General features: G+C 64.8%; 11 protein-coding genes and 1 tRNA gene. 4 read left to right on the forward strand and 8 right to left on the reverse strand.

Translation table 11 applies throughout. From position 1 onward, the window contains the following. Window positions 1–66 precede the first annotated feature (66 nt). From ACFSX5_RS02260 to cphA, 3 genes are all read right to left on the reverse strand, one after another. A complete protein-coding gene (locus ACFSX5_RS02260; RefSeq protein WP_386831376.1) occupies window positions 67–876 on the reverse strand; it encodes a cyanophycinase in 810 nt (269 codons plus the stop codon). Next, window positions 873–1,739 (reverse strand): isoaspartyl peptidase/L-asparaginase family protein, encoded by an 867-nt coding sequence (locus tag ACFSX5_RS02265; protein WP_386835560.1) that lies wholly within the window; start codon window positions 1,737–1,739, stop codon window positions 873–875. The genes ACFSX5_RS02260 and ACFSX5_RS02265 overlap by 4 nt, the downstream gene beginning before the upstream one ends. A 215-nt stretch (window positions 1,740–1,954) precedes the next feature. Then, window positions 1,955–4,510 (reverse strand): cyanophycin synthetase, encoded by a 2,556-nt coding sequence (gene cphA / locus ACFSX5_RS02270; protein WP_386831378.1) that lies wholly within the window; start codon window positions 4,508–4,510, stop codon window positions 1,955–1,957. 424 nt (window positions 4,511–4,934) lie between these two features. On the opposite strand from cphA, the gene ACFSX5_RS02275 reads away from it, so the two are divergent. After that, window positions 4,935–5,630 carry a DUF1127 domain-containing protein gene (locus ACFSX5_RS02275; protein ID WP_386831380.1) on the forward strand — a complete coding sequence of 232 codons (696 nt, stop codon included), beginning with the start codon at window positions 4,935–4,937 and terminating at the stop codon, window positions 5,628–5,630. Window positions 5,631–5,844: 214 nt separating this feature from the next. Beyond that, window positions 5,845–6,051, forward strand: a complete 207-nt coding sequence (locus ACFSX5_RS02280) for a hypothetical protein (protein ID WP_386831382.1) — start codon at window positions 5,845–5,847, stop codon at window positions 6,049–6,051. 64 nt (window positions 6,052–6,115) lie between these two features. Here ACFSX5_RS02280 and ACFSX5_RS02285 read toward each other — a convergent pair whose 3' ends face one another. Beyond that, window positions 6,116–7,801: a catalase gene (locus ACFSX5_RS02285; protein WP_386831384.1), complete on the reverse strand. Its 1,686-nt coding sequence runs from the start codon at window positions 7,799–7,801 to the stop codon at window positions 6,116–6,118. Between the two features lie 200 nt (window positions 7,802–8,001). Then, window positions 8,002–8,077, reverse strand: a tRNA-Lys gene (locus ACFSX5_RS02290). A gap of 185 nt (window positions 8,078–8,262) precedes the next feature. On the opposite strand from ACFSX5_RS02290, the gene ACFSX5_RS02295 reads away from it, so the two are divergent. Next, window positions 8,263–9,051 (forward strand): mechanosensitive ion channel family protein, encoded by a 789-nt coding sequence (locus tag ACFSX5_RS02295; protein WP_386831386.1) that lies wholly within the window; start codon window positions 8,263–8,265, stop codon window positions 9,049–9,051. A gap of 38 nt (window positions 9,052–9,089) precedes the next feature. Here the strand turns inward: ACFSX5_RS02295 and ACFSX5_RS02300 are convergent, their stop codons facing one another. Further along, the gene (locus tag ACFSX5_RS02300; protein ID WP_386831388.1) at window positions 9,090–9,293 is read right to left on the reverse strand and encodes a hypothetical protein; all 204 of its coding nucleotides are present in this window, start codon (window positions 9,291–9,293) and stop codon (window positions 9,090–9,092) included. Window positions 9,294–9,536: 243 nt separating this feature from the next. Between ACFSX5_RS02300 and ACFSX5_RS02305 the strand changes: the two genes are divergently transcribed. Next, window positions 9,537–10,637 carry a pyridoxal phosphate-dependent aminotransferase gene (locus ACFSX5_RS02305; RefSeq protein WP_386831390.1) on the forward strand — a complete coding sequence of 367 codons (1,101 nt, stop codon included), beginning with the start codon at window positions 9,537–9,539 and terminating at the stop codon, window positions 10,635–10,637. A gap of 41 nt (window positions 10,638–10,678) precedes the next feature. On the opposite strand, the gene ACFSX5_RS02310 is transcribed toward ACFSX5_RS02305, so the two are convergent. Further along, window positions 10,679–12,238: a 2-isopropylmalate synthase gene (locus ACFSX5_RS02310; protein ID WP_386831392.1), complete on the reverse strand. Its 1,560-nt coding sequence runs from the start codon at window positions 12,236–12,238 to the stop codon at window positions 10,679–10,681. A gap of 111 nt (window positions 12,239–12,349) precedes the next feature. Further along, window positions 12,350–12,472 (reverse strand): hypothetical protein, encoded by a 123-nt coding sequence (locus ACFSX5_RS02315; RefSeq protein WP_386831394.1) that lies wholly within the window; start codon window positions 12,470–12,472, stop codon window positions 12,350–12,352. Window positions 12,473–12,526: the final 54 nt, after the last annotated feature.

Below are 12,526 nucleotides of genomic sequence, written 5' to 3' on the forward strand. Positions count from 1 at the left end.
GCCGCTGGGCGCGATGTAACGGAACCGAGGGTCAGGAGCACGGTTCCCGACGCAAACTGGGATGCTCTATCCCTGGACCGGGCGGCGGGTCACCATGTCGAAGCGATCGCCGGAGCTCAGGACGTGAAGCTTCAGATCGTGGATCGACAAGGTCGTCCTGGTGTCTGCTTCGGTAACGTCCGAGTAGGTGGCTCCCGATGCATCGACCAGGTAGACGGCGCCACTGCCGATCACGCGGAACTGGTCACCCTCGACCACGATTGCCGTGTCCTCGTCGATGCCGATGCCGAGTTCGCGCGGGTTCTGCGAGACGGCGCCGATCAGCCGGCCGATCCGGCCCCGTTCGGCGAAGTGCTGGTCGATGATGGTGTTCGGCAGCAGGCCCAGTCCGGGCGCCATGCGCACGTCGCCGACACGGAAGGATGCGCCGCTCGTGCCCTTGACCAGCATGGTGTCGCTCATCATCGAGGCTCCGGCGGAGGTGCCGGCAATGACCCCACCGGAGCGGTAGATCTCCATCACCCTGTCGACAACCGGCGTACCGCCGATCTGGCTGGTGATGCGCAACTGGTCGCCGCCCGAGAAGAACACGGCTTGCACATCATCAAGTGCCTTGAGCTTGGCCTCGTCATTGGCCTCGGTCCGGTCTTCGACATAGAGCTCGGTGACATGGCCGACGCCGAGTTCGGCGAAGGAGGCCTGGTATTTCTCGAGATAGCCGTCGGGTTCGTGCGAGACGATCGTGGCGAGCACCAGTTTGCCGTTGCGCACGTGGCTGGCGACTTCCTTGAGAATGACCTTGTCGCCGTCGTGGTCCTCATGCCCGCCGATGATGATGAGAGTTCCCTGCTTGGGTCCTGACTTCGCTTTGGTCACGGAATGCCTTCTTGTTTACGCGTATGTACTCGGGGCTCGGCATCGGCACTGCTTTGCAGCGCCACCGCGAAGTCGCGGCTGTTGTGATCCCAGCCGAACCGGCCGTCCGGCAGGAGCACGATTCCTCCTGCCTCACCGCCGATCTCCGCAACCTGCTGCAAAGCCTCCTGCAGCACGATCTCGGGGTTGCCGCCGGGAAGTGCGTGCATGACCCTCGCGGCCAGCATCTTGCGGGCGATGTGCTCGCCATCGCCGGAGAAAGCCACCGCGCCTATCTGGTCGTCGGCATAGTAGCCGCAGCCGGGTTGCGGCGAGTCGCCGACGCGCCCTGCCGGGGAGCCATCGAGGCCGCCGGTGGAGGTGCCCACTGCGAGACGGCCACTGGTATCGAGAGCGATGCAGCCGACGGTGTCATGGGTGCCAGTTCTTGCCGCCTGCTGCTCCTGTGGAGGGATCAGGTCTGCGGGATCGCACAGTTCCAGCCCCTGGTCAGCCGCAAAGCAACGGGCGCCCGGCCCTGAGATCAGGATCGGCTCCTCGTAGAGCATCGCCCTGGCAACGCTGATCGGGTGGCGAACGCCCTTCAGAACGGAAACGGCCCCCACATTGAAGTCCTGCCCCTCCATGACCGCGGAGCACATTTCCACCTGCCCCTCGGCGTTCAGCGCGCTGCCATATCCGGCGTTGAAGGTCGGGTCACTCTCGAGTTCGCGGACGGCTGCCTCGACCGCATCAATGGCGGAGCCTCCGGCCTCGAGTATCAAACGGCCCGCGGCCAATGCCTTGAGGCACCCCTGCCGGTGCGCCTCCTCTTCCTCCGCTTCGATCTCTTTCGCTCCGCCGTGAAGGATGATGGACCACATCACGAAGCACTCCTCAGCGGCACGATCTCGGCCGTTTGCAGCGGCGAATTGACGGGACTGAATGCCTTTATCTGATCCCAGACCTGCTCGACGTGGTCGACCATCAGCACCACGAGGTCGCCCGGTCGAGCCAGCCGCAGGCAGAACTCCGTCGCGCCGTCTTCGGGGAGAACAGTGTGGATGCGGTCAGGGGTGCAGCCGGCCGCCAGCGCACCCTACTGCATGAGGGCCGCCACTGTGCCAGGCTCACGTCCGCGCAGCATGTCGTCTTCCTTGAAGACGATGACGTCGAACAGGCCGGCTGCCAATTCGCCCATGGCCCGGATGTCGACGTCGCGCCGGTCGCCGGCGGTGCCGACCATGCCGATGACCCGCTGGTGGCGCTCGCGCATCTTGCCGACCAGGTGCCCGAGGGCACGCAGGCCATCCGGATTGTGGGCGTAGTCGAGAATTGTTCGGAAGCCGTGCCCGTCATGGATGTTGAGCCGGCCAGGAGAATCCTCGAACGAGGTGGTGAACTCGCGCATCGCCGCGCGAATGGTGTTGAGCGGGATGCGGTGGCAATGCGCCATGGCCACCGCTGCGAGAGCATTGGCGACGTTGAACTCGGCCCAACCGTCGAGGGTGGCCGGAATCTCCGACACCTTCATGAAGTAGATGGCCTCGTTGTCCTCATGGATGACGATGTCCCAGCCTTCCGCCATGCGCTGGCGGCTGATGGCGCGTCCGCCCCTGGCGACGTGCTCGGAGAGGAAGTCCGGCCACTCCTCCTGGTCCTTCAGGGTGAAGTAGCAGATCTGCCCACCGGCATGCTCGGCCATGGCGGCGGTGTGCTCGTTGTCGGCATTGAGAATGCTCCAGCCGCCGCGGCGCACGGACTCTACCACCACCGATTTCACAGCCGCCAGATCCTCGATCGTGTCGATGCCCTTAAGGCCCAGATGGTCCTCGGCCACGTTGAGGCAGGCAGCGACGTCGCATTCATCGAAAGCGAGGCCCTCGCGCAGGATGCCGCCGCGGGCGCATTCGAGCACGGCAGCATCAACGCTGGGTTCGCGCAGCACCACACGCGCGCTCCTCGGACCAGAGCAGTCCCCGGTCATCACCCGCTGTCCATCGAGGTACACGCCTGTGGTCGAGGTGAGCCCGACAGTGCAGCCGGCCTCCTTGAGGATGTGGTTGAGCATGCGGGCGGTGGTTGACTTGCCGTTCGTGCCGGTGATGGCGAAGACCGGAATGCGGCCGGTCGAGCCTTCCGGGAACAACATTTCAAGCACCGGGCGAGCGACATTCCTCGGGCGGCCCTGGAATGGCTCCAGGTGCATGCGGAAGCCCGGTCCGGCGTTGACCTCGATGATGCCGCCACCCGTCCTGCTGACCGGCTGCGAGATGTCGGGACAAACGAAGTCGATGCCCGCGATATCGAGGCCGACGATCTGCGCGGCACGCCGGGCGATGAGGGCGTTCTCGGGATGGATCTCGTCGGTACGGTCGATGGCGGTGCCGCCGGTCGACAGATTCGCGGTGGGGCGCAGCATCACCGTCTCGCCCGCCGCCGGGATTGAACCCACCGTGAGTCCGCTGATGGCGAGGAAGTGCTCGACGCACTCGTCCACCTCGATGCGGGTCAGCACCGAGGAGTGTCCCTCACCGCGGCGGGGGTCCCTGTTCACTTCGTCGATCAGGGCGCGGATGCTGCTGACGCCGTCGCCGACCACATGCGCCGGCACGCGCTTGGCGACCGCCACCACCTGGCCGCCGATGACCAGGATGCGATGGTCGGCGCCGGCGAAGTAGCGCTCGACGATGACAATGCGGCCGTGCTCACGGGCCTGTTCGAAGCCCCAGCGCACATCGGCTTCCGTCTTGAGGTCAATATTGACGCCGCGCCCATGATTGCCGTCGAGCGGCTTGGTAACCACCGGATAGCCGAGGTCCTCGGCCGCACGCACCGCTTCATCCGCCGAGCGCACCAGTTTCCCCGTGGGCACTGGCAGACCGGCCTGGTCGAGCAGCAGCTTGGTCAAATCCTTGTCCGCCGCGATCTCGGTGGCCACCTCGGAGGTCAGGTCTGTGCAGGAGGCGCGGATGCGCTTCTGGGACTTGCCCTGCCCCAGCAGGATCAGGCTCGAATCGTCAAGGCGCTGCACCGGGATGTGCCGACGCTCGGCCTCGTGGATCAGGGACGCCGTGGTGGGGCCGAAGGCGCGGGTAGCGGCCAGTTCGGAGAGCGCCTTGAGACCGGCAGCGAGGTCCGTGAACTCACCGCCGTCGGTGATCTCGTCGAGACCATCGATGCCGCGCAGGTGTTCCGGCAGCAGGCTGTTGACGAGCTGAACGGCGAGGCGTCCGGCAGCAAGGCCGACCGTCTCGTCGACATAGCAGTAGAGCACATTGTAGACGCCGGGCTGGCCCTTCACCGACCGGGTCTTGCCACGGCTCACCTTCATGCCGACCAGACACTGCAGCTCGATGGCGACGTGCTCGATCACATGGCCGAGCCAGGTGCCCTCCGCCATGCGGCGGACGAAGCCGCCCGGCTCCCCATAGGAACAACCGTGCTCCCACAGATTGGGCAACAGTGCGGTCAGCCGGTCCGAGAAACCGACGATGGAACTGGTCGGCCATTGTTCCAATGCGCCGAGGTCCAGTTGAATCTGGATCATCGGCAGCTCGGAGTAGAGGTGTGGGCCGCGATAAACTTTGGTGGAGACGACCTTCATCGTCTGCAGAACCGGCTGGTCCGCGACGGGCTTGAGATCGGGATACATGTGTAACACTCCTCGGGCCCGTCTCTTTCTTCCGGGCTTTGCCGCCTCAACGGTGGGGAGTGTGGCCAGTTGCTGGGGCGATGGCTTGTTAATAGAAGCCTTTTGCAAGCCCTTGATTTCTCTCGCCACACTTCCCACATGTCGGGCATGACTGGGCTGACGTTCAAATCTCTCGTGCTAGCCCGCCTGGGTCTCCTCCAAGCGGGCGTCTGACCCTGAGTCCGGACGCGCCGCGCGCGGGCTCAGGGCTTTCTCCAACATCATCGCAGCAGTGATCGCGACCCGGCGGGTTGCGCACCTGCGCCAGCACATCGGTCTCAGGCGCCGGTGAGCTTCGGCGCGAGCATCAGGCACTGCAGTGAGGCGCGGCATTGGCCGTCCCCTCGATGGGGACGCTGGTTCGCACAGCACGGAGGTTTATGTGATGCAGAATTCCCACCCCACGATCCTGACACCTGAAGACCATGCCCATCTCGAGCGGCTGATGTGCACCATGACCGGGAGCCGCACGGCCCTCGCCATGCTGCTGCGCCGCAAGCTCGACACCGCAGTCATCATCCCGCCCGCGAATGCCGGCCGGGACCTGGTCACCAGCGGCAGCACCGTGCGCTTCGTGGTCGACGGTGCCCGCAGCATGGAACGGCGGCTGGCCTGGTCACCGCAGGAGGAGGACGACGCCTCCAACCTGTCGCTGCGTCTGCCGCGGGGTCTTGCCCTGCTCGGTCTCAGCGCCGGTCAATCCATTCCGTACCGGACCGATGATGGGGGCACCGAGTTCCTCGAGGTGGAGCAGGTTGACCCCGCCTCGCTTTCCCCGGCTCCGCGCAAGCACAGTGCCGATGGTCAAAGCCCAGCGCGGTCGGCGGGCGGGCTGGCGAAGATGTTCCGCTCGGCGCTGGTTCGGCTGCAGCGCGGCCGCACCATCACCGCTCTGCAACGGCTGGACGACGCCATGCTCAAGGATATCGGCATCACCCGCGGAGAGATCTCGCATATCGCCGATATCGTCAGCGGGATCGTCGAACCTCCCCCTGAGCGCCAGGACATCGCGCCGCGCCGTCGTGCAGCACCGTCGGCGTCCCGGGCGAAGGCATCGGCGCAGCACGAGCACGTCCAATGACCAGGCTGAACTGCCAGGTTCGGGATTGGACGATACGGCCCCGGGCAGCCGGCGCCAACCGCAAGGGTCGCCTTCTCATAGGCTGATTGCCTGGTGCAGCGCCTTGCCGTCGCAATGCTGCACCAGGTGAACCTCAACCCATGAGCAGAAACCCGCCGGCACCGGCTGCGCCATGCTGCGCAGCGCTGCCGGCACGTTACGGACGACCACAACCATGACTTTCAAGTACAGCGCCACCATCCCCATCAGCGGCGGCAACAAGCTGCACCGTTTCCGCGAGTGGGCTGGGGAGTCCCTCCCCGATCTCGAATACAACCTGCCGGTGCAGACGCCGATCAAGACGGAGACGATGACGATCCGTCTGAAGTCGCTGGAAGACCGCCAGAAGCTGCTCCAGAAGCTCTCCGAGGCAAGCCTCTAGCTACGAAATCGCGCGGCGCCGCCATCCCGGCGGCGCCGTTTTGTTACGGGCTAGCGGAGGCGCCCTACTCCGCCGCTTCCTTAAGTTCCGACGGCATGCCGCCAAGAACTTCCTCGGCGGAGGCCTGGTAGTTCTTGACCGAGCTCGTCCACTGCCCCCAGACCTCTGAATCGATCACGTCCTGATTGCGCCCGAGCATGGCGAGCCGGCGCTGATCCTCATCTGTCAGCACTTGACCAGGCAGTGGCGGCAGATGCCGCACGTCATCCGCGCTGATGCCGAGCATCTCGCCGACACGATTGCCATAGTCGTCGTGGATCAGCAGGAAGTGCCACAGCATGCGTTCCTGCACATCGCGCTCGCACTGGCCGAGCAGTGTACCCATGTTCCGCACAAGGTCATCGCGCTCCCACTGCATCATGGTGCAGTAGCGGCCACGGGCCTGGACATAGTCGTTGCGCCTTTCCAGCACGCTGCGGGTCAACCGTCCCCTGATCTCCGGCGGGTTGTTCGGCTCCTCACGCGCAGCCTCGTGCAATCCGTTGTGGATGGACGGCTCGAAGTTGACGTGGGGGTTCTGCCCGGGGGCGAGGTCCCGCCCATAGGACATCTGCCCGCCATTGAGGTTGGTCGCCACCTTGGCGTTCTTGGCCTGGTTCACCGGCAGCTGCAGGTAGTTGGTGCCGACGCGATAGCGCTGCGTGTCCGAATAGGAGAAGGTGCGCCCGACCAGCATCTTGTCGTCGGAGAAATCGAGCCCATCGACCAGCACGCCCGTGCCCATGGCGATCTGCTCGTTCTCGTTGAAGTGGTCCTCGACGTTGCGGTTCAGCGTCATCACCCCGGCATGGCGCAGGGGGAAGTCCTTCTCCGGCCAGATCTTGGTGTCGTCCAGCGGATCCCAGTCGAGCTCGGGGTGATCATGGTCTTCCATGATCTGGATGAACAGATCCCATTGCGGATAGTCGCCGCGCTCGATCGCCTCGTAGAGGTCCTTCGAGGCCGAGCCGAGATCCTGCGCCTGCACCTTGGCGGCTTCGTCCGCGGTCAGGCTGGCAATGCCGCAACGCGGGTGGAAGTGGTACTTCACCAGCACCGTGTCCCCTTGCGCATTGACCATCTTGTAGGTGTTGACCCCGAAGCCCTCCATGTGCCGGTAGCTGGCGGGGATGCCCCTGGGGCTGAACAGGTGCGTCAGCATGTGCATCGATTCAGGGGTCTGGCTCATGAAGTCGAAGATGCGGTTCGGCTCCTGGCGGAAGGTCACCGGATCGGGCTTGAGCGCATGGATGACGTCGGGGAACTTGATGGCGTCGCGGATGAAGAAGATCGCGAGGTTGTTGCCGACAAGGTCCCAGTTGCCGTCCTCGGTGTAGAACTTCACCGCAAAGCCACGCGGGTCGCGGGCGACCTCCGAGGAGTCGCGGCCGCCGATCACGGTGGAGAAGCGGATGGCGAGCGGCGTCTTCTTGCCGGCCTCCTGGAACAGCTTGGCGCGCGTGTATTTGGAAGCCGGTTCGTCGCCAATCCGGCCGGTCGCTTCGAACTCGCCGTAGCAGACAAAGCCGCGGGCATGCACCACGCGCTCGGGAATGCGTTCGCGGTCGAAGTGAGTGATCTTTTCAAGGAACTGGTAGTTCTCGAGCGTCGCCGGACCACGACTGCCTACGGTCCGCTGAGACTGGTTGTTGGTGACTGGGTGACCCTGGCGGTTGGTCAGGGTGCGGTTGTCGGACTTGTCGTCGGCCATCGGTCCCTCCCGTTGGGCAGCGAGCGACGGTGCACCGTCACTCGGCGAGGTAAAGCATACCGGGCCGAACGCACCATTCCGCAGGTTGTTGCCTGAAAGCCGGCTCGAACATCACATCGTAAGCGGTGCAGCGGAGCCCCAAACGACAAAGGCGACCCGAGGGTCGCCCGCCGCAATTCGCTACCATGTAACGAGCACTTTGGTGGGTGCACAAGGACTCGAACCTTGGACCCGCTGATTAAGAGTCAGCTGCTCTACCATCTGAGCTATGCACCCGCTGCGCTGAAGCGCGCCGGCACCAAAGTGGCGCCTCTCTAGCAAAGCGGCTTGGGCCTGTCCAGACGCCTGCCGCACTTTCCTGACACACGAATGAAATGCCGCACCCAGCGGCAGATCCGGCGCCGCAACCAACCCCTGCGCCTGGCTATTTCAGGCAAAACAACAACTTGGTGGCGTTCTCCATGACCAACACGACGATCTTCGGTGTCTCCACGGCCTGGCTGCTGTCCAGCGTCTGGTCGGCTGTGATAGCGCTCGTGGTGCTGGTGGCAGGGTGGATGCTGGCAAAATTCATCTCCCGCGCGGTGGTGCGCCTGCTGCCGGAGCGACTGAACCGCGACCACACCATTGTACCGCTGCTGTCCCAGGTGGTGCGCTACGGCATCCTGGTGGTGACGATCATCGTGGTGCTGGGCCAGTTCGGGGTGGAGACGGCCTCGATTCTTGCCGTCCTCGGCGCTGCGGGCATCGCGGTGGCCCTGGCCCTGCAGGGAACCCTGTCCAACATCGCTGCCGGCATACTCCTGGTGCTGCTGCGTCCCTTCAACGTCGGCGACCAGATCGATGCCGACGGGATTGCGGGTACGGTGGTCGAGATCGGCCTGTTCGGCACACAGATGCGCAACGCCGAGAACGTCTTCATGTTCGTGCCGAACTCCAAGCTCTCCAATGCCCGCATCACCAACTTCACCCGCGAACCCGGTCGAATCGTCGAGCTGAAGTTCACGGTGCCGCGCAACGCCGACCTTGCACTGGTGCGCCAGCGCATCATCGAAGGCCTGAGCAGCGACTTCGGCGTGCGCGATTCTCATGCGGAAGTGGTGGTCGACAGCCTCTCCGACACTGCGGTGACATTGGCGGCACGGGTTCCCGTGCGGAGCAGCGACTGGGCGGCGGCGCGCAGCGAGTTGCAGGAGCGGCTCAAGGCAACGCTCGATCGAGAAGGCGGCTTCGCCAGCGCCACGGCATAGGCCCGGCCGGCGCACTGATGCGCCGGCCTGGAGATTTGTCAGGCTCGCTCGTGGCGCTCGCGAAACGCCGTGAAATCCAGCACATTGCTGGCGGGGCGAGCAGGTTCGGGCCGAGTTTCTTCAATCAGGGAGATGGTACGCTCGATGATGTAGCGGATCTGCCGAGACTGGTGATCGGACCCGGCCAGTATTGTGGCAGCACGCTGCAGGTGATCGCGCGCGAGAACGTAAGTAGGCAGCATTCACACGCTCCATTTGCAAAGGGGAAAGGCACGAATCGTCGGGGGACGCGAGCACAAGGGTGCGCCGCCATGCTTGTCGACTTCTGACCGGACTACGGCGCCTTTGAACCAAATGCCGCCCATTGGACAAGTGGTTGCCAGCGCCCAAAATCCGGCCGCCATGGACGGGGGCAGGCCACGTGGACTTGTGCAAAACGACCACGGACGCTTAGCTCGGGTTCACAAACCTGTCCGGGATAGACCGTGCCCCCTCGCCTGACACCTGTCGTCGATCGCCTGCCGGAGACCGTGCCCTTCGTTGGGCCGGAGAGCATTGCCCGCACCAGCGGCGTGCCGCTGCGGGCGCGTATCGGCGCCAACGAAAACCCCTTCGGCCCCTCGCCCGCAGCATTGGCCGCGATGCGCGCTGCCGCGGCCGAGAGCTGGCACTATGGCGATCCGGAAAACCACCATCTGCGCGAGGCAATTGCGGCGCACCATCGGATTTCTGCCGCAGCCGTGATGCCCGGCGAAGGCGTGGACGCAATACTGGGCATGGCCGTGCGCCTCTATGCGCCGCCCGGCAGCACAGTGGTGTCTTCGCTCGGCGGCTACCCCACCTTCCACTACCATGTGGCAGGCTATGGGGCAGCGCTGCATACGGTGCCCTTCCGCGGGGTGCACGAGGACATCGAGGCGCTAGCCGCTGCCGCGCACGAAACCCACGCGGCCATGGTCTACCTCGCCAATCCGGACAATCCGATGGGCAGTTGGTGGAAAGCAGAGTCGGTGGAGCGGTTTATCGCTGCAGTGCCTGAGACCACGATGATCATGCTGGATGAGGCGTATGGGGAGTTCGCGCCGGCAGGCACCCTGCCCCCGTTCGATCTCCACCGGCGCAATCTGCTGCGCATGCGCACCTTCTCCAAGGCCTACGGCATGGCCGGTGCGCGCGTGGGATACGTCATCGGGCATCCCGATGCAGTCCGGCCTTTCGACCGCATCCGCAATCACTTCGGCATCAGCAACATGGCCCAAGCCGGCGCCATAGCGGCCCTGGCTGACCAGGAACACCTGCAATGGACAGTTACCGCAGTTCGGCGATCGCTGGAGGATACCGCAGCGATCGTTCGCCGGCACGGGCTGGAGCCACTGCCGACCGCGACCAACTTTGTCGCCGTGAACTGCGGCCGCGACGCGGCATACGCCCGCGCGATGCTTGAAGGCGTGGCCGCGCGCGGCGTGTTCATCCGCAAGCCTGCCGCGCCTGGCCTTGATCACTATGTTCGGATCAGTGCCGGCACCGCCGAGGACCGGCAATTGCTGGACCAGGCGCTCGGAGAAGTGCTGGCGGAACTGGGCTAGACGGCCGCCGACGGCGCCGAGTTACCCGGCGCCATGCTGGATCAACTGGCGGCGAGTGCACCCTGCGCGGAGGCGCCACGCTCGATCATCACCCGATTGAGGGCGTTGAGATAGGCGCGGGCGGAGGCCACCAGCGTATCGGGCTCGGCGGCGTTGCCGGAGGCGATGCGCCCGTTCATTTCGAGACGAACATGCGCCGAGGCCTGCGCGTCGGTGCCGCCGGTCACGCCGTCCACGGCATAAAGCACCAGATGCGGCTGCTGGCCAGTGGCCTGCTTGATGGCATTGAAGATAGCGTCCACAGATCCGGTGCCCTCGACGGTGACCGCGCTTTCCTCCCCGTCGATCGAGAGGACCAGGTTGCAGCGGTGAGTGCCGCCGGTCTTCGACACCACCTCCATATCGACCAGGCGGATCCGGTCGCCGACCGAGCCGACCTCGTCATCGACCAGCGCGATGATGTCGGCGTCGTAGACGTGCTTCTTGCGGTCGGCCAGGTCCTTGAAGCGCTGGAACGCTTCCTGGAAAGCATTGTCGCCGAGCTCGTAACCCAGCTCGCGCAGCTTGTCCTTGAAGGCAGCGCGTCCCGAGTGCTTGCCCATGACCAGCGTGGTTTCCTTGATGCCGACGCTGGCCGGGGTCATGATCTCGTAGGTTTCGGCATTCTTCAACATGCCGTCCTGGTGGATGCCGCTCTCATGGGCGAAGGCGTTCTTGCCCACGATCGCCTTGTTGTACTGCACCGGGAAGTTCGAGGCGGCCGACACGACCTTGCTGGCGCGGGCCAGATGCGTCGAGTCCACTTCGGTATAGAACGGCATCGCATCGCCGCGGGTACGCAGCGCCATCACCACTTCCTCGAGCGCCGCATTGCCGGCGCGCTCGCCGAGACCATTGATGGTGCACTCGATCTGGCGGGCACCGCCGGCGACACCGGCCAGCGAGTTCGCCACCGCCATGCCGAGATCGTCGTGGCAGTGCACCGAGAAGATCGCCTTGTCGGCGCCCGGCACGCTCTCGATGATGGTCTTGAACATGCGGAAATGCTCGTCCGGCACCGCATAGCCCACCGTGTCCGGCAGGTTGATGGTGGTGGCGCCGGCCTTGATGGCGGTCTCGACGCAGCGCTTGAGGAACTCGATCGGCGTGCGGGTAGCGTCCATCGCCGACCACTCGACATCGTCGATCAGGTTGCGCGCCTGCGCCACCGTGCGGGCGATGATCTCGATGACCTCATCCTCGGTCTTCTTCATCTGGTGGGCCAGATGGATCGGCGAGGTCGACACGAAGGTGTGGATACGGCCGCGCTGGGCATGCCGCACCGCCTCCCCTGCCCGGTCGATATCGGCCGGGATCGCCCGGGCAAGGCCGGCAACGGTGGCGCGCTTGACCTGTTTGGCGACGGCGACGACCGCTTCGAAATCGCCATTGGAAGCGATCGGGAAGCCGGCCTCGATGATATCAACGCCCATTTCGTCGAGCGTTTCGGCGACCTGCAGCTTCTCCTCGAGGGTCATCGTCGCGCCGGGCGATTGCTCGCCGTCGCGCAGCGTGGTGTCGAAGATGAAGACGCGCTCTTTGTTGCTGTTGGTGGCGGACATATCAGTTCTTTCCTATCGGCCCCGAGGCAATGGCTCGCTGGACCGGACATGTTTCAATGTTCGGTTGATGGCACACTCCCCTGACGACCCGCTCGTTCGAGCTGCCGGTGATCAGGGGCTGATAAGAAGGAGGAGGAGCGCGGGAAGCAGCAGCAGGCCGGCCGCAATCGCGAGCCGATTCCGGAGAACCTGCTGCTCTGCGATGGCAATGGCTTTGGCGCGGCGGCGCTGCATCGGGTACGCTCGGGTACACTTCGTCCTGGTCAAAGAATGCGCCAATCGGGATGG

It is taken from the genome of Devosia albogilva, assembly GCF_042685625.1.
GTDB classification, from domain to species: domain Bacteria; phylum Pseudomonadota; class Alphaproteobacteria; order Rhizobiales; family Devosiaceae; genus Devosia; species Devosia albogilva.